Source organism: Curtobacterium herbarum, assembly GCF_016907335.1.
In the GTDB taxonomy this organism is placed as follows: domain Bacteria; phylum Actinomycetota; class Actinomycetes; order Actinomycetales; family Microbacteriaceae; genus Curtobacterium; species Curtobacterium herbarum.
On the sequence record NZ_JAFBBT010000001.1, the window covers coordinates 2,316,788 to 2,336,713 of the forward strand.

19 protein-coding genes and 1 tRNA gene are annotated in these 19,926 nt (G+C 71.6%); 6 read left to right on the forward strand and 14 right to left on the reverse strand.

All coding sequences use genetic code 11. From position 1 onward, the window contains the following. The first annotated feature begins 247 nt into the window (after window positions 1-247). The 4 genes from JOD51_RS11035 to JOD51_RS11050 all read left to right on the forward strand — a co-directional run bounded on the left by JOD51_RS11035 (window position 248) and on the right by JOD51_RS11050 (window position 2,837). A complete protein-coding gene (locus JOD51_RS11035; RefSeq protein ID WP_204608347.1) occupies window positions 248-721 on the forward strand; it encodes a hypothetical protein in 474 nt (157 codons plus the stop codon). Window positions 722-951: 230 nt separating this feature from the next. Next, window positions 952-1,203, forward strand: a complete 252-nt coding sequence (locus JOD51_RS11040) for a hypothetical protein (protein WP_204608349.1) — start codon at window positions 952-954, stop codon at window positions 1,201-1,203. 222 nt (window positions 1,204-1,425) lie between these two features. After that, the gene (locus JOD51_RS11045) at window positions 1,426-1,983 is read left to right on the forward strand and encodes a hypothetical protein (RefSeq protein WP_204608351.1); all 558 of its coding nucleotides are present in this window, start codon (window positions 1,426-1,428) and stop codon (window positions 1,981-1,983) included. Between the two features lie 146 nt (window positions 1,984-2,129). Further along, on the forward strand, window positions 2,130-2,837 hold the full coding sequence (locus JOD51_RS11050) for a hypothetical protein (protein ID WP_204608353.1): 708 nt from the start codon (window positions 2,130-2,132) through the stop codon (window positions 2,835-2,837). 453 nt (window positions 2,838-3,290) lie between these two features. On the opposite strand, the gene JOD51_RS11055 is transcribed toward JOD51_RS11050, so the two are convergent. The 3 genes from JOD51_RS11055 to JOD51_RS11065 form a co-directional block, all read right to left on the reverse strand. After that, window positions 3,291-3,364, reverse strand: a tRNA-Pro gene (locus JOD51_RS11055). 138 nt (window positions 3,365-3,502) lie between these two features. Then, on the reverse strand, window positions 3,503-4,105 hold the full coding sequence (locus tag JOD51_RS11060; protein WP_204608354.1) for a DUF2238 domain-containing protein: 603 nt from the start codon (window positions 4,103-4,105) through the stop codon (window positions 3,503-3,505). Continuing rightward, window positions 4,102-4,938, reverse strand: coding sequence for an endonuclease/exonuclease/phosphatase family protein (locus JOD51_RS11065; RefSeq protein ID WP_204608356.1), 837 nt, complete (start codon window positions 4,936-4,938; stop codon window positions 4,102-4,104). Before JOD51_RS11065 ends, JOD51_RS11060 begins: the two co-directional genes overlap by 4 nt. Before the next feature lie 70 nt (window positions 4,939-5,008). Between JOD51_RS11065 and JOD51_RS11070 the strand changes: the two genes are divergently transcribed. Together JOD51_RS11070 and JOD51_RS11075 are read left to right on the forward strand one after the other, a co-directional pair. Next, window positions 5,009-6,484 (forward strand): hypothetical protein, encoded by a 1,476-nt coding sequence (locus JOD51_RS11070; RefSeq protein ID WP_204608358.1) that lies wholly within the window; start codon window positions 5,009-5,011, stop codon window positions 6,482-6,484. A gap of 71 nt (window positions 6,485-6,555) precedes the next feature. Further along, window positions 6,556-8,742, forward strand: a complete 2,187-nt coding sequence (locus JOD51_RS11075) for a RecQ family ATP-dependent DNA helicase (protein ID WP_239539847.1) — start codon at window positions 6,556-6,558, stop codon at window positions 8,740-8,742. Window positions 8,743-8,756: 14 nt separating this feature from the next. On the opposite strand, the gene JOD51_RS11080 is transcribed toward JOD51_RS11075, so the two are convergent. The 11 genes from JOD51_RS11080 to JOD51_RS11125 all read right to left on the reverse strand — a co-directional run bounded on the left by JOD51_RS11080 (window position 8,757) and on the right by JOD51_RS11125 (window position 19,822). Further along, window positions 8,757-9,632 (reverse strand): oxidoreductase, encoded by an 876-nt coding sequence (locus tag JOD51_RS11080; RefSeq protein WP_204608360.1) that lies wholly within the window; start codon window positions 9,630-9,632, stop codon window positions 8,757-8,759. A gap of 40 nt (window positions 9,633-9,672) precedes the next feature. After that, a complete protein-coding gene (locus JOD51_RS11085; protein WP_204608362.1) occupies window positions 9,673-10,200 on the reverse strand; it encodes a hypothetical protein in 528 nt (175 codons plus the stop codon). A 124-nt stretch (window positions 10,201-10,324) separates the two neighbouring features. Further along, window positions 10,325-11,122, reverse strand: a complete 798-nt coding sequence (locus JOD51_RS11090; RefSeq protein ID WP_204608364.1) for a hypothetical protein — start codon at window positions 11,120-11,122, stop codon at window positions 10,325-10,327. Window positions 11,123-11,179: 57 nt separating this feature from the next. Further along, on the reverse strand, window positions 11,180-12,700 hold the full coding sequence (gene der, locus JOD51_RS11095) for a ribosome biogenesis GTPase Der (RefSeq protein WP_204608366.1): 1,521 nt from the start codon (window positions 12,698-12,700) through the stop codon (window positions 11,180-11,182). A gap of 72 nt (window positions 12,701-12,772) precedes the next feature. Then, window positions 12,773-13,468, reverse strand: coding sequence for a (d)CMP kinase (gene cmk / locus JOD51_RS11100; RefSeq protein ID WP_204611127.1), 696 nt, complete (start codon window positions 13,466-13,468; stop codon window positions 12,773-12,775). Between the two features lie 164 nt (window positions 13,469-13,632). Then, window positions 13,633-14,772 (reverse strand): prephenate dehydrogenase, encoded by a 1,140-nt coding sequence (locus JOD51_RS11105; RefSeq protein WP_204608368.1) that lies wholly within the window; start codon window positions 14,770-14,772, stop codon window positions 13,633-13,635. 121 nt (window positions 14,773-14,893) lie between these two features. Beyond that, the gene (locus JOD51_RS17125) at window positions 14,894-15,646 is read right to left on the reverse strand and encodes a pseudouridine synthase (protein ID WP_239540459.1); all 753 of its coding nucleotides are present in this window, start codon (window positions 15,644-15,646) and stop codon (window positions 14,894-14,896) included. A gap of 518 nt (window positions 15,647-16,164) precedes the next feature. Beyond that, the gene (locus tag JOD51_RS17130) at window positions 16,165-17,310 is read right to left on the reverse strand and encodes a hypothetical protein (RefSeq protein WP_239539848.1); all 1,146 of its coding nucleotides are present in this window, start codon (window positions 17,308-17,310) and stop codon (window positions 16,165-16,167) included. Beyond that, the gene (scpB, locus tag JOD51_RS11115; RefSeq protein ID WP_204608372.1) at window positions 17,307-18,077 is read right to left on the reverse strand and encodes an SMC-Scp complex subunit ScpB; all 771 of its coding nucleotides are present in this window, start codon (window positions 18,075-18,077) and stop codon (window positions 17,307-17,309) included. The genes JOD51_RS17130 and scpB overlap by 4 nt, the downstream gene beginning before the upstream one ends. Further along, entirely contained in the window at window positions 18,067-18,960 is an 894-nt protein-coding gene (locus tag JOD51_RS11120) for a segregation and condensation protein A (RefSeq protein WP_372378317.1), read from the reverse strand. Before JOD51_RS11120 ends, scpB begins: the two co-directional genes overlap by 11 nt. Beyond that, window positions 18,944-19,822 (reverse strand): ParA family protein, encoded by an 879-nt coding sequence (locus JOD51_RS11125; protein WP_204608374.1) that lies wholly within the window; start codon window positions 19,820-19,822, stop codon window positions 18,944-18,946. Before JOD51_RS11125 ends, JOD51_RS11120 begins: the two co-directional genes overlap by 17 nt. Between the last annotated feature and the right edge of the window lie 104 nt (window positions 19,823-19,926).

Sequence of the window (19,926 nt, forward strand, 5' to 3'; positions counted from 1 at the left end):
CACCGCGCCAGCGGGGTGACGGCCCGGCCTGGAGGGACGGTGCCAGCTGGCACCGGGCCTCCCGTCCGTCAGCGGCTGCGTTCCGAAGCCGCAGCGGACAGCGATGCCCGCAGCCTCGATGCGGGACCGCGCTCGGGCCTCCCCCGCGGTTCAAGGGTTTCGATCACAATGGCCTCAGACGTGCTGCTGGCGAGAGCGGGTCAACTTCTCGCGTCACAGAAGAGTTCGTCCGGAAGGAGACGGTGCAGTGCTGATCCGCAGGAAAGGTTTGACAGTTCTGACGATCGCACTGACCTCAGTACTCCTGACCGCTTGCAGTGGAGCACCGTTCGGGAGCACCCCGACCCACCGGGCATTCGAGGAGCGACTTCCCGGGACGTGGATCGAGAAATCCGGCGCCGCAACCGCGGCTCTCGTCCTGTCCGAGAACGGGAAGTTCAAGGCGCGCAACTTCCCCGCCGTCCTCGTGTGCAACAAGTCATCTGGTGGCCCCGAGCTCGAGGCATGTCTGTCGAACCCGGGTTCCAGCTCGATCTCAGCTAGCGGCACGTGGTCTGTGCTCGACGAAGAGCAGGGAATGCTCGAGCTCGACAGCGACGGACAACTCTTCAGCGTGGCATACCGGGACTTCGACGGCTTCTCCGCGAAGTCCTTCTCACTCGGCTTCTACTCGGGGACTACGGACAAACCGGAACCGGACTTCGTCTTCGCGCGACGCTGACCGCGCTCGTCGCCGGACGGCCGGGTGGCCAGGTGGCGGCACGACGTCAACCAACCGCGACTCCGTTCACCTACTGAGCACTCGCCGCAGCAACCGTCCTGGCGGGCATGGCGAGGGTCGCGATGCGCTACCGCACGACCGCACGACCGCAGCCCGGTCGCAGGATTCCTCTGCGCGAGTATCGTCTGCACCTCCTGCTCCGTGAAGAACTGCAAGAAGTGGACCAACACATGCGCAGCGAACCACTGAACAAGCCCCACCGCCCCTGGCACCAAGAGCGGCATCTCCGCGCCTACGTCGCCGCGGTCGTGACTGCTCTCATCGGCGTCACGTACCTCATCGGTGTGCAGGACCCAGCGTTCATCGGCTGGCTGCTGCTCATCGTCGCCGTGGTGGCCGCCATCGACGGACTCCTCGCCCAACGCCGCCAGCACAACGAGACACGAGCCGGTGTGCACCAGGGCGCGCGATCGCACCACTGACACCGGAAGAGCCCCGAGGCTGCTGTCGCACAGTCTCGGGGTTCTTCCTCGTCGCGACGCCTCGGGAAGACGACCGCGAACATCAAGGTCATCAGGCTCCACGAACTCGGCCAGGGACTCGGACTCGATCACGTCACCCCCGGTCGCACACAAGGCTGGAGTGAGAAACCTCACCTCCGACGAAGTCGCCGGCATCAACAAGATGTACTGAGGGAGCAGACCATGAACCGCACCATCACCGTCGCCGCAGCAGCAGGCGTCCTCACCCTCAGCGCCATCGCTCTCACCGGATGCTCCTCGCCGCACTCCGCTGGCTCCCGAGTCGAACTGTACGACTCCGTACCCGCCCTCGCAGCCGACAGCAGCATCGTGTTCAGCGGCATCGTCCAGGACCAGAAGACTGCCAACGACATCCCCGGCGGCAGCGAGTTCACCCTCTCCACCGTGGAAGTGAGCGCAACCGCGAAGACCGACGCCAGCCACCCCGCAGGATCAACCGTCGTCGTTCGCCAGCACGGCAGCGCAGGGAACCCCGGTCCCGGCGCGATGCTCGAGCAGGGCAAGACGTACCTGCTGTACCTGTCGCCGTCGGGGCTCGACGGCGAGCTCGCCAGCCAGTTCTCCGTCACCGGCGGCACAGCTGGTGTCTACGAGAGCAAGCAGAACACCGCCGCACGGAACGCTGCCGTCACCGAGAGCACCCTGTTCACCAAGGCTCCCAGCGACGAAGGCGACGATCTCCCCGCCTCCCTCACACTCGAAGACGCCCTGAAGGGCTGACTCGGCACCTGAACCCAGAAGGCCGGCGGAGAACACTCCGCCGGCCTCCTGCACGCCGACACCCCTTGCGCAATCGCGGCCGCCCGCGCCGCAGGCGCGTTACTCCACACGCTCGCTCAGATCGTCGCAGACGGGAAGATGGGGCAATGACCGTTGTGACCCGTCCACGACTGCGCGGTGCCATCGTGACCATGCTCGCGGCCCTGGTGCTCGCGACGACCGGATGCGCCCCGGGTGGCGCAGGCAGAGGAGACGACGTGACCGGACAGGACGCACGAGACGCAGCAGGCAAGACGCAGGCACAGGTCGCCGATCTGTCGTTGAAGGACGAGTTCGAGTTGGCCGGCGAGCGGTACGAGCACGGGCAGGTGGTCCTCGCCTCCGCGCAGCGGCAGATCTCGGACGGCACCTGGTACTGGAACGGTGGCGACGTCCGCCCACTTCCCGCCGGCGACGGTGCTTTCGGCGAGGCGCCGGAGGGCGCGACCACGCAGAACTCGTACTCCTTCAGAGCCGTCCGCATCATCAAACCCGACGGGGCGACCGGCGCGGAGCAGGACCTTGAACCGATGCAGCGCTACTTCGACGAAGAAGGGTGGCGATCCAGCAGCGCGAAGGTCGGAACAGATCACGAGGTCAGCGCCGACACCGGTGACGGATGGTGGGTGACCTGGAGCGTCCGGCCGAACGGGCTGAGCTCGCTCGGCGTGTACAGCGAGGCCTTCTGGGCGCGTGATGCTCCGGCGCTCATCAAGGCGATCTCGCTGCGCGACCCCGCGAACTTCCCAGAAGAGTCCGAACCCGGAGTCTCGGAGCCGTTCCCGAAGTGGAGCGACCCGGTCCGGGAGCGTTGACCACACGACAAGGTGGCCCGCGGGGGCGGACCGGTGTCACCCACGTCATGGAGGAGTACAACTGTCGAACTCTTGTTGATCTGGAGGCTCGACCGCTACGTCTACCGGCCTCGGGTACAACTTGGCGCGCGCAGACTGGTGGAAACCGTGGGCTCGGTTCACGCTCGTTCCCGTCGGCGTCATCACCTGCGGCGCTGTCACCTGCCTGACCGAGGGGGGTCGTGCAAGCGTCTGCCCGGTAGCCGATCAGTCGCGCTTCACAGACCCACATCATCGTGATGTTCCTGGTCGCGGCTGCAGTCCGGCGCAAGCTGCTGCCGCATGGAAGGAAACAACGAAGAGTCCCGACCGCCCCGGCACCTTCCCGGACGCAACAAAGAAGCCCACCGAGATGCTCGATGGGCTTCTTCGTTGTGGCCAGTTCTTCAGACGATTGGTGACTCGCCCCTTCGGTCGGGCTGACAGGATTTGAACCTGCGACCCCTTGACCCCCAGTCAAGTGCGCTACCAAGCTGCGCTACAGCCCGCGAGTCCCGGAGGACCCAGACCCCGTCTCCACCAGGGAGACCGCGAGCCCTGCCCCACACCCGACCGAGCGTGGAGCAGCCCGTCAAGCATAGCGGAAGCGCGAGCCCCACCGCGCCACGGGACCGGACCCGGGCGCGTCAGGCCCGCGGGTGCACCGGCGGCACGATCCGCCGCTCCCGCGACAGCCACGGCAGCGCGAACCCGGCGAGCAGCGCCCCGAGCCCGTCCGCGGCCAGGTCCCCGATCGTGTCGTCGTAGCCGACGACGATCGTGTCGTCGACGAAGTTGTGGCCGAGCCACTCGCCGATCTCCCACACGGAGCCGACCGCCATCCCGGCGGCGAGCGCGACGAGGGCGGAGAGCAGCACGCCAGCGCGTGGGGCCGACGCGACGACGCCGAGGTCCGAGGCGATCACGACGAGCAGCGCCGCGAGCAGTCCGACCAGGATGACGTGGACGAGCTTGTCCCAGAGGAACACGGTCGTGTACCAGTCGAGCGCGCTGCTCCACGCGGCGACCAGGCTGAGCAGCACGACGGCCGTGTCGAACGTCGGCCGCAGCCCGAGCATGCGCGGGACGACGGCGCCGAGCAGCGCGAGCGACATCACGGCGAACGCCACACCGCCCCACACGGCCGTGGCGACGGGCACGCTGAGGAGCGTCAGGACCCGCAACACGTCGGCAGCCCAGACGGCACCGTGCGGCCGACGTAGGAACGTCGTCCCGAGGGTCGCGATCACGCGGTGGTCCCGAAGGACAGCACAGCGTGCACGGCGAGGTGGTCGGACGGCCACACTCCCCCGGGTCGCCGGGTGGAGACGGCGACGCGGGACACGTCGGCGTCCTCGGTGGCGAGCACACCGTCGATGCGCGGCTTGTCGGCACGCGGCTCCCGGTAGGCGGCGTACGTGCCGAGTTCCGCCGTCTCGTGCCGGGAGGCCCGCCCCCAGGTGTCGGGGACGCCCGCCTCCGCCAGTGCGCGCCACGGCGCCGACCCGGCGGGTGCGTTGTAGTCGGCCATGACGACAGCGGGCAGGCCGGACTGGGCGACGATCCGGCCGAGCAGCTGCGCGGAGCGGAGGCGTGCCCAGGGCGATGCGACGTCGAGGTGGGTGGCGAGGGCGAGGAAGCGCCGACCGGTCGCGTGGTCGTCGAGGACGGCCCCGACGGCGTGCCGGGGGAAGGCGGTCGCCCAGGACCGGGAGCCGGGGCGGAGCGGTGTGCGGGACATCGTCCACGACCGGCGCTCGACGACGGAGCAGCGCTCGGTGTCGACCAGGAGCCCGACGGCCTCGCCGTCGCCGTACCGGTCCCGTCCGAGCAGCAGGGCTTCCCAGCGCGACCCGATGCCGGTGGCGAGGTCGACCGCCTGGGGGCGGAGGGCCTCCTGGACGGCGAGGACGGTGGGCGCTTCGGAGGCGACGAGCGCGACCACGGCGTCGCGGCGGTGCTCCCACGAGTCCGGGTGTCCCGCTGGTCGGGGCACGCTCCGGCGCAGGTTGAGGGTCATGCAGTGCAGGTCGGGAGCCGCAACCGGCCCGATGATCGGTCGGTCGTCGGCCTGTCGGTGCATGCTCCCGTTCTACGAGACGGCACGGATGTGGTTCTCAGGGTGACCACTGCTCGGCTCCTAGGGTGGGCCGATGCGTTCTCGTCCTGTCCGTTCTCTGCTCGCACTCGCCGTGGCCGGTCTCGTGCTCGGGGTGGCCGCCTGTTCAGGTGCTGCGCCGGCCCCGCGGCCGACGCTGGCCCGCGCTGCGTCGAACGCCGTGACGGTGGTGGCGCAGCAGTCGGCCGCGGAGCGTTCGGTCCGGGCGAGTCGCGCCCTGTTTCGGTCCGCTCCCGGTGCCGTCGTCGCACCGGCCGGGGATGCCGACGCGGTGCGGAAGGCAGCGAGTGCCGCGGTCCGCGCGCACGTGCCGGCCCTGCTCGTCGACCCCGGCTCGACGGCGTCGACCAAGGCTGTGGGCACCGAGCTCGAGCGGCTCGGCGCGTCCTGGTACCGGGCGGTCGGAGACGTGACCCTCGACACGCAGATGCCGGAGCGGGACGCACCGGAGGCGGGCCGGCGGGCTGAGGTGGGGCGGGCCTCCCGGCAGACGGTGCTCGTGGCGGACCGGTCGGACGACGTTGCCGCGGTGGCGACCGCCCGGTCTGCCGGCGCGCAGCTGGTGGAGATGCCCTCGGGCGTGTCGGACCCGGCCGCGTCGGGCACGGTCGTCCGGGCGATGCACCGGGCGGCGGGCCATCCGACGCTGTTGCTCGGGGCGGCGTTCGCGGACCTCGGGGACCCGAAGTGGGTGGTCCGGGCGGCTCAGACGGGGTACCGGATCGGCTCGGGCGGGCAGCGGCCGTTCGACGGTCACCGGTACACGGCACTGTACGGCGCGCCCGGGGCTCCGGTGCTCGGCGTCCTCGGCGAGCAGGACCCGGCCGCGAGTGTCGCGCGGGCCCGGAAGCTGGCCGCGGAGTACCGCGGACTGTCGGACGTGCCGGTGACGCCCGCGTTCGAGGTGATCGCGACGGTCGCGGCGGGCGAGGCCGGGGACGACGGTGACTACTCGCGGGAGCTCCCGGTGTCGACCCTCGAGCCGTACGTCGACGCCGCGCACCGGGCGGGCATGCCGACGATCATCGACCTCCAGCCCGGGCGGAGTGACTTCCTGTCGCAGGCGAAGCGGTACGAGTCGCTGCTGCGGCGACCGGACGTGTGGCTGGCGCTCGACCCGGAGTGGCGGCTCGGCCCGGACCAGGTGCCGCTCCAGCAGATCGGCACGGTCAGCGCCGCAGAGGTGAACGGCGTGTCGAAGTGGCTCGCCGGGCTCGTCCGACGCGAGGGGCTGCCGCCGAAGGCGCTCGTCCTGCACCAGTTCCGGTCCTCGATGGTGTCCGACCGCGGTTCGCTGGCGTCCCACCCGGAGCTCGACCTGCTCGTGCACGTCGACGGGCAGGGGTCGCAGCCGGACAAGCAGGCGACGTGGAAGGCGCTGCACGCCGGCGGACCGGACGGGCTGCACTGGGGCTGGAAGAACTTCTACGACGAGGACACGCCGATGCTCACGCCGGAACAGACCATGTCCCAGGTGCAACCGACGCCGTCGCTGGTCACCTACCAGTGAGCGGGCGCGGGTTCTCCACAGCCGGAAGGCCCGTGGCCGGGTTCGTCGGTCGGTCCTGACAGCATGGGGGCATGAGTTCACCTGCTGCTTCCCCCGTCCCGCCGGCTGCGGCCGTGCCTGCGGCCGCGGTGCCGTCCACCACGGCACCGTCCGCTGCCGTCGCGGCCGAGGCGCAGGAGGCCCTGCAGGCGCTGACGGGTCGGGTCGACGCGGTCTTCCACCCCGGGCAGCTCGAAGCCATCTCCGCGCTGGTCGAGCACCGGCAGCGGGCGCTCGTCGTGCAGCGCACCGGGTGGGGCAAGTCCGCCGTCTACTTCCTCGCCACCCTGCTGCTCCGTCGTCGGGGCGGTGGGCCGACCGTCCTGGTGTCACCGCTGCTCGCGCTGATGCGCGACCAGGTGGCCGCCGCGGCCCGGGCCGGGGTCCGAGCGGTGTCGATCAACTCCGCGAACGCACACGAGTGGACCGAGACCCAGGCCGCCCTCGCCCGTGACGAGGTCGACGTGCTGCTGGTCTCCCCCGAGCGCCTGAACAACCCGAAGTTCCGCGACGAACAGCTACCGGCGCTGATCGGACGGATGGGCATGCTCGTCGTCGACGAAGCCCACTGCATCTCCGACTGGGGCCACGACTTCCGGCCGGACTACCGACGTCTCGCCGAGCTCATCCGGTCCCTGCCGCACGGTGTGCCCGTCCTCGCGACCACGGCGACCGCGAACGAGCGCGTGGTCGAGGACGTGGCCGAACAGCTGACCGCCGGGCCCGAGGACCCGGTGTTCACCATCCGCGGCTCGCTCGCCCGCGCCTCGCTGCGGCTCGGGGTGCTGACGCTGCCCGACGCCCGCGCCCGTCTCGGCTGGCTGCTCGCCCACCTCGGCGACCTGCCCGGCAGCGGCATCATCTACACGCTCACCGTCTCGGCGGCCGAGGACATCGCCCGGCTCCTCCGCGAATCCGGGTACGCCGTCCGCGCCTACACCGGCCGGACCGACAACGACGAACGCGAGCAGCTCGAAGGGCAGCTGAAGAACAACGAGCTGAAGGCGCTCGTGGCGACCAGTGCACTCGGCATGGGGTTCGACAAGCCCGACCTGGGCTTCGTCGTCCACATCGGCGCCCCGTCCTCCCCCGTCGCGTACTACCAGCAGATCGGTCGTGCCGGGCGTGCCACCGACAACGCCGACGTGCTGCTGCTGCCGGGGCGTGAGGACCAGGAGATCTGGCAGTACTTCGCCAGCGCCTCGATGCCGACCGAGTCCCGCGCCTCCGCCGTGCTCGGAGCGCTCTCCACCGACAGCGCCATGTCGACCGTCGCGCTCGAAGGGCTCGTCGACATCAAGCGGTCGACGCTGGAACTGCTCCTCAAGGTGCTCGACGTCGACGGCGCCGTCCGTCGCGTCGGTGGCGGCTGGGTCGCCACCGGTCGGCCGTGGGAGTACGACGCCGCACGCTACGAGCGGGTCGCCGCCGCACGCGCTGCCGAGGCCGCGTCGATGCTCACCTACGAGTCGACCAGCGCGTGCCGGATGCAGTTGCTCCAGCAGGACCTCGACGACCCCACCGCCGAACCCTGCGGGCGGTGTGACAACTGCGCCGGGGCCTGGTACCCGACCGACGTCTCGGACGCCGACCGCACGGGGGCCGCGAACGCCCTCGACCAGGTCGGCGTCGAGATCGCCCCGCGGGCGCAGTGGCCCTCGGGCATGGCGTCGCTCGGCGTCGCCGTGAAGGGCAAGATCCCGGCCGGCGAACTCGTCGCCCCGGGTCGTGCCGTCGCCCGCCTCACCGACCTCGGCTGGGGTGGCCCGCTCCGTGCCCTGTTCGCGAACGCCACCCCGGACGCACCGGTGTCCCGTGAACTCGTCGACGGCTGTGTCCGCGCGCTCAAGGACTGGCCGTGGGAGACCCGGCCGACCGGGGTCGTCGCGATGTCCTCGCGCTCCCGGCCGCAGCTCGTCGCCTCGCTCGCGCAGGCGCTGTCCTCGATCGGCCGGCTGCAGCACCTCGGCACCCTCGAGCGCGACGGCGGAACACCGCGTGGTGACGGTGCGACGAACAGCGCCTACCGGCTGTCGGGGGTGTGGGACACCTTCGTGATCGGACCGGAACTCGCGGCCGCGCTGCAGGCCCACGAGGGACCGGTCCTGCTCGTCGACGACCTGGTCGACAGCCGGTGGACGATGACGGTGGCGGGGCGGGAACTCCGACGAGCCGGAGCGTCGGCCGTGCTGCCGTTCGCCCTCGCCACCGTGGCCTGACGGCCGGGGCCGACCTACGCGGCCGACCCGATCGCGTCGAGCTCGGCGACGGCGTCGTCCGGCAGCGCGAATCCGGCCGACGCGACGTTGTCCCGCAGGTGGTCCACCGAGGACGTCCCCGGGATCAGCAGCATGTTCGGGGACCGCTGGAGCAGCCACGACAGCGCCACCGTCAGGCGCGACACCTCCAGCCGTTCCGCGACCCGGTCGAGCGCCCCGGACTGTATCGGCGAGAACCCGCCCAGTGGGAAGTACGGCACGTACGCGATCCCCTGCGACGCGGTGAGGTCGACGAGGGCGTCGTCCTCACGACGGGCCACGTTGTACATGTTCTGCACGCAGACGATCGGCGCGTAGCTCTGCGCCTCGGCGAGCTGCTCGGCGCTGACGGTGGACAGCCCGATGTGACGGACCAGCCCCTCCTCCTGCAGGCGGGCGAGCGCCTCCACCTGCGGGGCGATCGAGCCCGGCTCCGGAGCGTCGAACCCGCCCATCCGGATGTTCACGACCTCGAGCTGCTCGAGCCCGAGGGTGCGCAGGTTCTCGTGCACCTGTGCCACCAGGTCGTCGGGCTGCCGGGTCGGCACCCAGTTGCCCTTGGCGTCCCGCACCGAGCCGACCTTCGTGACGATGTGCACGTCGTCCCCGTACGGCGAGAGCGCTTCGCGGATGAGCTCGTTCGTGACGTGCGGGCCGTAGAACTCGGCGGTGTCGATGTGGGTGATGCCGAGCTCGACGACGGTCCGCAGCACCCGGAGCGCCTCGTCGCGGTCGGCGGGCGGACCGAACACGTGCGGTCCGGCGAGCTGCATGGCGCCGTACCCGACGCGGGTGAGTTCGAGGTCGTCGGCGAGGCGGAACGTGCCGCCTGGGAGCGATGTCGTGGTCATGGCCCCCACGATGCTCCTCGGTGCTGCATCTGCCCGGGGCCTACGGTTGCCGGCGCACCGGCTTCGGGAACGTGAGCCGCATGTGGTCGCTGGTCAGCACGTCGCCGATCCCCACCATCAGGACCGAGAACACGATCTGCTCGATCACCATCCAGAACGGGTAGAGGCCCGGGATCGCCGCGATCACCAGCGTCACGATCGGGAAGATCCGGCTGAACAGCCGCAGCCGCTGGTAGGCCCAGTAGTACCCGAGCTGTGCCCGCCACGCGAACACGTAGAGCGTCAGGGTGATGAGCAGCACCACCGTCGCCCGGAACCAGACCGCCCACGGCACCGGCTGTCCGGCGCGGGTCAGCAGCACGGCGACGACGATCGCGGTCAGCCCGACGACGGTCTCGGCGACGAGCAGCCACCGGATCCACCGGAACGAACGGACCGTGTCGGGGTGGGCGAGCATGTCCTCGCGGATGACGTAGCCGCCCTGCCGGCCGCCGGCCAGGCGGTCCAGGCGGAGCCGGTTCCACGCCCGGTCAGCGGTCGCTGCCAGGCCGGAGGGTCGCTGCGTCACCGTCCCATGGTGCCGCATCCGGCGGGGCGGCGCTGCCACGGGCCTCCTGGACGGCTGAGAGTCCCATCGGCCGCGGGTCCGGTGCCGGCCTGGAGGCGCGCCCTCCCCCGCCGCGCAGGTCCGGTCAGAAGACGGGCAGCAGCTCGGCGCCGCCGAGCAGGTCTCCGGTGTCGGCGTCGACGAGGAGGACGGAGTGCACCACGGGCGGCAGGTCCTGCGGGTCGACGATGACCAGCACGGGGTGTTCGCCGTCCGGCGTGAACGAGCCGAAGTCGGCGGGGACGTCGTCGCCGGTCCACTGCGCTCGCTCGGTGCCGATGACGTCGCCCGCGGACAGCTGGACCCGCACCGCGCCGACGTGCGATCTGGTCGAACCGGGTACCGCGGTGACCTGGACGCCGGTCAGGGTGACCTGGACGACCTGCTCCCCGACGACCTGCAGGCGGACGTTCCCCCGGACCGCGCCGCGGATCGGGACGAGGTCACCCGCGATCGGCAGGACACGTCGCCACCACGGGCCTGGGGCCGGTGCCGCGTCGACCGGGAGCCCGGTGGCGGCGTCCACCACGCTCATGGTGCCGGTCGCGTCGCCGCTCGGGCTGCCGTCACCGGCGCTGCCGACACCAGCGCGGTCACCACAAGCGCTGCCGGCACCAGCGCTGCCGGCACCAGCACTGTCGACACCGGTTGCCGGATCGACGTCGGCCGGCTGGCCGCCACAGGTCGACTGCCCGGTGGCGGACGCCGTCGTCTCGTCCGGGATGAACCCGTCGCCGATCGAGATCCCGGCGTCGTCCGCTCTCGCGGACGGATCAGGAGCAGACGGCGACGCCGACGCCGACATCGACGTCCCACCGTCCGGAGCGTGCCACTGCGCGACCGCACCGACGGCGACGACGACGAGCAGCCCGAGCCCGGCCACGAGGGGCCATCGACGTCGTGACGTCGATCGCTCCCCTCGTGGCGCGGACATGGCCGATCAGCGCTTCCGACGCTCGCGCACTCGCATGTTGACGACGATGGGCGTGCCGTCGAAGCCCCAGACCTCGCGGAGGCGCCGGGTGATGAACCGGCGGTACTGCGGGTCGAGGAACGCCGAGGTGAAGAGCACGAACGTCGGCGGCTGGCTCGACGCCTGCGTGGCGAACAGGATGCGGGGCTGCTTGCCGCCGCGGACCGGGTGCGGGTGCTCCTGGACCAGTTCGGCGACGAAGGCGTTGACCTTGCCGGTCGGGATGCGGGTGTCCCACGACTCGAGTGCGGTCTCGAGGGCCGGCACGAGCTTCTCGAGGTGTCGGCCGGTGCGGGCGGAGATGTTCACGCGCGGGGCCCAGGCGACGTGCGCCAGGTCCTGCTCGATCTCGCGCTCCAGGTAGCGGCGGCGCTCGTCGTCCAGCAGGTCCCACTTGTTGTAGGCCAGGACCAGGGCACGACCGGACTCGAGGACCAGGTCGATGATGCGCAGGTCCTGGACGGACACCGGCTCGGTGACGTCGAGGACGACGACCGCGACCTCGGCCTTCTCGAGTGCGGCGGTGGTGCGGAGCGAGGCGTAGAAGTCGGCACCCTGCTGCAGGTGCACGCGCTTCCGGATGCCGGCGGTGTCGACGAAGCGCCAGGTCTTGCCGCCGAGTTCGATCTGCTCGTCCACCGGGTCACGGGTCGTGCCCGCGAGCTCGTTGACGACGACGCGCTCTTCGCCGGCGGCCTTGTTGAGCAGCGAGCTCTTGCCGACGTTCGGGCGGCCGAGGATGGCGACGCGACGGGGGCCGCCGATCTCCTGCTTGGCGACCGCGGACACGTCCGGCAGCGTCGCGATGATCAGGTCGAGGAGGTCCGCGACGCCACGGCCGTGCAGGGCCGAGACGGGGTGCGGCTCGCCGAGGCCGAGGTTCCACAGCGCGTACGCCTCGAGGTCACGGCGCTCGTCGTCGGACTTGTTCGCCGCGACGATGACCGGACGGTCGGTGCCGCGGAGCATCTTGACGACGTGTTCGTCGGTGGCGGTGATGCCGACCGTGACGTCGACGACGAAGAGCACCGCGTCGGCGAGGTCGATCGCGACCTCGGCCTGGGCGGCGACCGACGCGTTGATGCCCTTGGCGTCGGGCTCCCACCCGCCGGTGTCGACGATGGTGAAGCGCTTGTCGTTCCACTCGGCCTTGTAGCTGACCCGGTCACGCGTGACACCGGGGGTGTCCTGCACGACGGCTTCGCGTCGGCCGAGGATGCGGTTCACGAGCTGCGACTTGCCCACGTTCGGGCGGCCGACGATCGCGAGCACCGGCAGCGCCGGCAGGTACGCGACGCCGTCGACCCCGAGCTTGCCGGCTTCGAGGAGCGCGAGGTCCTCGTCGTCCAGGTCGTACTCGTCCAGGCCGACGCGGAGCGCGCTTGCACGCTGGTCCGCTTCGGCGTCATCGATGCCGGCGAGCCGCTCTCCGAGCGAGTCGTCGTACTCGGGGAAGTCGTCGTCGCTTCGGTCGTCCAGCTGCGCCATGGTGGTTTCCTTGCCGGCGGCCGGTGGGCCGCGTGTTCGTGGTTCAGGTGCGGCCGTGTGGCCGGGTTGCTGTCAGTTCGTGGCCGAGCGGGCCAGGTCGACCACCGCCTGCACGGTCTGGTCGAAGTCGAGGTCGGTGGAGTCGAGGGTGGTGACGCCGTCGGCGGCGTTCATGAAGTCGACGACCTTCGCGTCGGCAGCGTCCCGACGGGCGAGGGCGGCCGAGGTCTCTTCGGCCGACTGGGTCGTGACCTCTGCCGACCGACGTGCCATCCTAACGGATTCGTCGGCGGTCAGCAGGATGCGGACTTCGGCGTCCGGCGCGACCACCGTGGTGATGTCGCGGCCCTCGGTGATGATGCCCTGCCCGTCGGCCATCCGCATGACCTGCCGGAACAGCGAGACGAGCTTCGCGCGGACCTCCGGCAGCTTCGCGATGTGCGCCACCGCGGCGGTGACCTCGGGCGTCCGGATGTCGTCCGTCACGTCGACCCCGCCGACCCGCACGAAGTAGTCGTCGGGGTCGGTGCCGATCGCGTAGTCGAACGAGTCGAAGGCCGAGACGACCGCAGCCGCGTCGTCCAGGTCGACCCCCCGCTGCAGGGCGTGCCAGGCGAGCGCGCGGTAGGCGGCACCGGTGTCCTGGTAGCCGAAGCCGAGCGCACGGGCTGCGGCCCGCGAGACGCTGGACTTGCCGCTGCCGGCGGGGCCGTCGACGGCGATGACGAACTTCGCCACGAAGGCACCGGCGGGCAGACCGGCCGGCATCGGGTCGCGCGTCGAGCCGAGCTCACCGCCGCCCTGACCGCCGGGGCCGCCGGTGACGTCGCCGCCGCCGAGGGGCCCGGGCTGGTCCACGGGCGTCGGGAGACCGGAGTCGGGGGCGTCCGGGCCGCCGGTGACGCCGGACTCGAGCGTGGTGTCGTTGTCGTTCAGGCCCATGCTGCTGCGATCCTCCATCCGCGACCCTCGAGTTCCTCGACGAGTCGCTGTTCGTGCTCCGGGACGACCGACACCTCGACGATGCCGATCTGCGCTCCGGGCGAGTGCTCGAGGCGCAGGTCCTCGAGGTTGATGCCGAGTTCCCCGATGGTGGTGAGGAGTTCGGCGAACTGCCCGGGTCGGTCGTCGATCAGGACGACGACCTGGGCGAAACGTGCGGTGGACCCGTGCTTGCCGGGCAGTCGCTCGACGCCGCGGTTGCCCGAGGCCATCGTCTCGGCGATGGCGCGCGGGGACCCGGCCGCGGCGGGGTCGGCGAGCGCTGTGAGCACCCGGTCGAGTTCGTCACGGAGGTCGGCGAGCACCGGGCGGATGTGCTCCGCGTTGGCACCGATGATCTGCACCCAGAGACCGGGGTCGCTCGCGGCGATGCGCGTGACGTCGCGGACACCGCCGCCGGCCAGGCCGAGGGCTTCGCCGGGAGCGTCGCGGAGGCGCGAGGCCATCAGCGTCGCGACGAGCTGGGGCGCGTGGGAGACGACGGCGACGGCCCGGTCGTGCGACTCGGGGTCCATCGGGACGACGGTCGCGCCGAGGTCGAGGGCCAGGTGCTCGACCACGGCTGCGCGCTGGTGGCTGATGTCGTCGTGCCCGGCGATGACCCAGGGACGCCCGATGAACAGGTCGGCCCGGGCGGCGGTCGGACCGCTGCGTTCGCGGCCGGCCATCGGGTGCGAGCCGATGTAGCGCGAGACGTCCGCCCCCGCGGCTCGGAGTCGGTCGAGCGGACCGGACTTGACGCTCGCGACGTCGGTGACGACGGCGTTCGGGTGTGCGCGGAGTTCGCGTTCGACGACGGTGGCGGTGACGTCCGGTGGGACCGCGACGACGATGAGCTCGGGCTCGTCCCCCGCTGCCGGCGGCCGTCCGGCACCGTAGTCGACGGCGAGCGCCAGCGCGGCCGGGGAGACGTCGTCGAGGACGACCTCCACCCCCTTGTCGCGCAGGGCCAGCCCGATCGAGGCACCGAGCAGTCCGGTGCCGACGATCCGCACCGGCCCGCGCACACGGCGGTCGATGTCTGCGCGCGACGGCTCTCCGTCGGTCGCGGTCGTGCTGGCGTCGGTCACCCGGCAAGCCTATCGAGCACAGGTGCCGGGCAGCAGGACGGCGCCGGGCCTGTGGAGAAGTCCCCACCGGGCCCGGCGCCGTCCGTGTCGCGGTCTGCCCGCGACGGTCAGCCCGCGACGGTCAGTCGGTGCTCTCGGCGTCGTCGTCCCCGGTGCGGGTGTCCGCGGTCCGGGCGATGCCGAGCAGCTTGCCGAGCTCGACCGTGGTCAGCTCGCGCACCTCGCCGGGCGCGAGGCTGCCGAGCTGCAGCGGGCCGAACGACCGGCGCACGAGTTCGAGGACCGGGTGCCCGACCGCCTCGAGCATGCGGCGCACGATCCGGTTGCGGCCGGAGTGCAGCGTGATCTCGACGAGCGACTCCCCGCGCGAGGACTCGAGCAGCCGCGCCTTGTCGGCGGCGATCTGGCCGTCCTCCAGGTCGATGCCCTCGAGCAGCATCTGCAGCGTGGAGGGGACCATGTTGCCGTCGACCTTCGCGACGTAGGTCTTCGTCACACCGAACGACGGGTGCGCCAGGACGTGGGCGAGCCCGCCGTCGTTGGTCAGGATGAGCAGCCCGGCGGTGTCGAAGTCGAGTCGGCCGACGTTGAACAGCCGCTCCTCGAACTGGTCGACGTACTGCGACAGGTCGGGACGGTCGTGCTCGTCCTGCATGCTCGACACCACGCCGGTCGGCTTGTTGAGGACCACGTACCGCCGGGAGGTGTCGGTCTGCACCGGGACGCCGTCGACCGCCACCTCGTCGGTGTCCGGGTCGACGCGACGCCCGAGCATGTCGGCGACCTCGCCGTTCACGGTCACGCGGCCCTCGGAGATCAGGTTCTCGGCGACCCGTCGGCTCGCCACACCGGCAGCGGCGATCACCTTCTGCAGGCGCTCACCGCCTTCCTGGAGGTCCGGCTCGCCCCCGTCGGTCGTCGTCCCGTCCGCCGGGTCCCAGTCGGGGATGATCGGGCGTTCGGGCGTGCCCTCGGCGGGACGGCCGGCGTCGTCGCGCTCCCCGGCCGGGAGGGGCGTCGTCCGCTTGCGCGCGGGGTCGTTGCGCGGGCTCGTCGTGCCACCGACGTAGCGGCGGCCGTTGTGCCACACGCTGCTCGGGGCGCCGTCCGGGCTCCGACGGTCCTCGCGGCGGGGGTCGGGACCGCGCTCGGCGCCACGGTCGTCCGGACGACGGGAGGCCCCGCGGTCGTCACGCCCGCGGTACCCGCCGCGCTGGTCGTCACGGCCACCACGGGAGTCGCGTCCCTGGTACCCACCACGCTGCTCGTCACGGCCTCCACGGGAGTCGCGCGTGTCGCGTCCCTGGTAGCCGCCACGGTCCTCGCGTCCACCGGTCCGGCGGTCACCGGCGTCGTCGCGGCGCACGAAGCGTCCGCGGTCGTCGTCACGGCTCACGAACCCGCTGCGCTCGTCGCTGCGTCGGTCCGTACCGCGCGAGTCGCGCTCCGGACGCCCGCGGTACCCACCGGCAGCACGGTCGTCGTTGCCACGGTAGCCACCGGTCGGACGGTCGCCACCACGGTCATCACGCCCACGGGAACCACCGGTCGGACGGTCACCGCCACGCTCGTCACGCCCTCGGAAACCACCGGTCGGACGGTCACCGCCACGGTCATCACGCCCACGGAAACCACCGGTCGGACGGTCACCGCCACGGTCATCACGCCCACGGAAACCACCGGTCGGACGCTCACCACCACGCTCGTCACGCCCACGGAAACCACCGGTCGGACGCTCACCACCACGCTCGTCACGCCCACGGAAACCACCGGTCGGACGCGCACCACCACGCTCGTCACGCCCACGGAAACCACCGGTCGGACGCTCACCACCACGCTCGTCACGCCCACGGAAACCACCGGTCGGACGCTCACCACCACGCTCGTCACGCCCACGGAAACCACCGGTCGGACGCGCACCACCACGCTCGTCACGCCCACGGAAACCACCGGTCGGACGCTCACCACCACGCTCGTCACGCCCACGGAAACCACCGGTCGGACGCTCACCACCACGCTCGTCACGCCCACGGAAACCACCGGCGGCACGGTCGTCACGACCGCGGTACCCCCCGCCGCTGCGGTCATCGCCGCCGCGGAACCCGCCCGTCGGACGGTCACCGCCACGCTCGTCACGACCGCGGTACCCACCGCGGTCGCCGCCACCCGCGCGGTCGTCGCGCCCGCGGTACCCGCCGGAGGAACGATCGTCTCCCCCGCGGTACCCACCACGGTCGCCACCACCGGGACGGTCGTCGCGCCCGCGGTACCCGCCGGAGGAACGATCGTCTCCCCCGCGGTACCCACCACGGTCGCCGCCACCGGCACGGTCGTCGCGCCCGCGGTAGCCTCCGCGGTCCGCACCTCGGTCGCCACCGGCGCCACGGTCGTCGCGCCCGCGGTACCCGCCGGAGCCGGCCCCGTCGCGTCCGCGGGGTGCGTCGTCGCGGCGACCCGCACCTCCCGGCCGGTCACCGCCCGGACGACCGGAGCCGCCTCGGCGGTCGTCGTCTCGTCGTGCACGGTCGTTCTGGTCATACCCGGCCATCGGGGATCCTTCCGGTCTGCCCGAAACCGTCCGCGCCGTCCTCCAGGAGGGGCGAGATGAGCGGAAGCTCGTCGAGCGAGTTGATGCCGAGCTGCTGGAGCAGCAGCTCGGAGGTGACGTAGTTGATGGCGCCGGTCTCGGAGTCGGTGAACGACTCCTCGATGAGGCCGCGCGCGACGAGCGTGCGGACCACGCCGTCGACGTTGACGGCCCGGATCGCGGCGATCTGGGAGCGGGTGATCGGCTGCTTGTAGGCGACCACGGCGAGTGTCTCGAGGGCTGCCTGCGACAGGCGAGCCGGACGTTCGGCCTCGACGAACTGCTCGACCACGGCGTCGAGTTCGGCGCGGACGTAGAACCGCCAGCCACCGCCGACCTCGCGGAGCTCGAAGCCACGGCGGACGGTGCCGTCGACGCCGTCGAAGTCCGCGACCAGGCGGTCGACGGCCTGGCGGACGACGGGGACCGGTGCGCCGACGGCGGCGGCGAGCGCGACGAGGGACTGCGGCTGGTCGGCGATCATCAGGATCGCTTCGAGCTGCCGGTCGACGGGCACGTCGGCGGGCAGGTCTGCGGGCGCGTCCGTAGCCGCCGCGGCCGGCGCGGCTGAGGCCGGCGCGGCTGAGGCCGGCGCGGCTGCTGCCGCACGCAGCTCGACCTCGAGCGCACGGGCGTCCTCGATCTCGTCGGCCCCGCCCGGCTCGGCGGATCCACCGGCGCGCGACCGAGCGCCGTGCGCGTGCACGTCATCCGTCATAGTCGGCTCCCAGGTTCGCGAGGCTCTCGTCCGTCCAGTCGAGTGCGGTCCACCGGAGGACCAGTTCCCCGAGCGGTTCGAGTTGTTCGAACGAGATGGAGGCGTTCCGGTACAGCTCCAGGATCGCGAGGAAACGAGCCACCACGATACCCGCCTGCTCGACCCCGGCGATGAGTTCCCGGAACGTCACGTCCGGTGTGCCCTCGTCGGCGCGGGTGCGGAGGACCGACACCACGATCGCCGCCTGCTCCCGGATGCTGACCGCGGGCGCGTGCAGGTGGTCGAGTCCGACCGTCGGGATCTCGCGCGGTGCGAAGGCCAGCGCCGCCATCGCGGCGAAGTCCTGCACCGACAGCGTCCACACCAGCTCGGGCGTCCTCGCACGGAAGCGTTCCTCGAGCCGGACGCTCCGGACGTGCCGCCGGGACTCGGCCCCCCAGCGTTCGCCGAACCAGTCCGCCGCCTGCTTGAACGCCCGGTACTGCAGCAGTCGGGCGAACAGCAGGTCGCGGGCTTCGAGCAGGGCCACGTCCTCGGCGTCGACGAGTTCGCCCTGCGGCAGCAGCCCGACGATCTTCAGGTCGAGCAGGGTCGCGGCGACGACCAGGAACTCGCTCGCCTCGTCGAGTTCGTCGCTCGTCGAGGCGAGGCGCACGTACGCGATGAACTCCCCGGTGACGGCGCTGAGGGCGACCTCGGTGATGTCCAGCTCGTGCTTCGCGATGAGCGACAGCAGCAGGTCGAACGGTCCGTCGAAGTTGCTGAGACGCACCCGGAACCCGGGTGCGGTCGTGGTGCCGACCGGCGCGTCGGTCGCGCTGTCGGCGTGTCCGGCTCCGTCGGACGGGAGGCTCGTGGCCGGGTCCTCAGGCGACGGCGCCACGCTCGACGAGCTCTCGGGCCAGCTGCCGGTAGGCATGGGCCGCAGCGTGGTCCGGAGCCGTCTGCGTGATCGGTCGCGCCGAGACGGTCGCGTCCGGGAACTTCACGGTGCGCCCGATGACGGTGTCCAGGACCCGGTCGCCGAAGGTCTCGACGACGCGCTCCATGACCTCCCGCGAGTGCAGGGTCCGCGAGTCGTACATGGTCGGCAGGATGCCGTCGAGCAGCAGCGCCGGGTTCAGGCGGTCGCGCACCTTGTCGATCGTCTCGATGAGCAGGGCGACACCGCGCAGGGCGAAGAACTCGCACTCGAGCGGGATGAGCACGCCGTGTGCCGCGGTGAGGGCGTTCACGGTGAGCAGCCCGAGGGACGGCTGGCAGTCGATGAGGATGACGTCGTAGTCGTTCGACACCTTCCGCAGCACGCTCGCCAGGATCTGCTCGCGAGCGACCTCGTTGACCAGGTGCACCTCGGCCGCGGACAGGTCGATGTTCGCGGGGATGACGTCGAGCAACGGCACGTTGGTCGGCTGGATGACCTGGTTCGGGTCCTTCACGGCGCCCATCAGCAGGTCGTAGACCGTGGGGATGTCGTGCGTCCGGACGCCGAGGCCGGCGGACAGTGCGCCCTGCGGGTCGAAGTCCACCGCCAGGACGCGGCGGCCGTACTCGGCGAGCGTGGCGCCGAGGTTGATGGCGGTGGTGGTCTTGCCGACCCCGCCCTTCTGGTTGCACAGGGAGATGATGCGCGCGGGACCGTGTCCGTCCAGCTCTTCCGGCACGGGGAACGCCCGCACGGGCCGACCGGTCGGACCCGTGACGATGTCGCCGGTGCCGGAGGCTGTCGTCGGGATGCTGCTCACCGGGCCATCGTACCGGCGCAGTCGCGGGTGGCCGGGCCGCACCGCCGCGTGGGGTGCGGGTCGGGGCGGACCGAGGGCGGGCCTCCCGGCCGTGATCGACCGCT

What these genes read in the sequence shown, in the direction of transcription:
- cmk (WP_204611127.1), bottom strand. Translation starts at nt 13,468, where the DNA reads ATGCCGGCCGGTCTGCCCGCCGGTGCCTTCGTGGCGAAGTTCGTCATC.
- JOD51_RS11080 (WP_204608360.1), bottom strand. Translation starts at nt 9,632, where the DNA reads ATGACCACGACATCGCTCCCAGGCGGCACGTTCCGCCTCGCCGACGAC.
- JOD51_RS17130 (WP_239539848.1), bottom strand. Translation starts at nt 17,310, where the DNA reads ATGACCAGAACGACCGTGCACGACGAGACGACGACCGCCGAGGCGGCT.
- JOD51_RS11040 (WP_204608349.1), top strand. Translation starts at nt 952, where the DNA reads ATGCGCAGCGAACCACTGAACAAGCCCCACCGCCCCTGGCACCAAGAG.
- JOD51_RS11050 (WP_204608353.1), top strand. Translation starts at nt 2,130, where the DNA reads ATGACCGTTGTGACCCGTCCACGACTGCGCGGTGCCATCGTGACCATG.
- JOD51_RS11075 (WP_239539847.1), top strand. Translation starts at nt 6,556, where the DNA reads ATGAGTTCACCTGCTGCTTCCCCCGTCCCGCCGGCTGCGGCCGTGCCT.
- JOD51_RS11045 (WP_204608351.1), top strand. Translation starts at nt 1,426, where the DNA reads ATGAACCGCACCATCACCGTCGCCGCAGCAGCAGGCGTCCTCACCCTC.
- JOD51_RS11070 (WP_204608358.1), top strand. Translation starts at nt 5,009, where the DNA reads ATGCGTTCTCGTCCTGTCCGTTCTCTGCTCGCACTCGCCGTGGCCGGT.
- scpB (WP_204608372.1), bottom strand. Translation starts at nt 18,077, where the DNA reads ATGACGGATGACGTGCACGCGCACGGCGCTCGGTCGCGCGCCGGTGGA.
- JOD51_RS11065 (WP_204608356.1), bottom strand. Translation starts at nt 4,938, where the DNA reads ATGCACCGACAGGCCGACGACCGACCGATCATCGGGCCGGTTGCGGCT.
- der (WP_204608366.1), bottom strand. Translation starts at nt 12,700, where the DNA reads ATGGCGCAGCTGGACGACCGAAGCGACGACGACTTCCCCGAGTACGAC.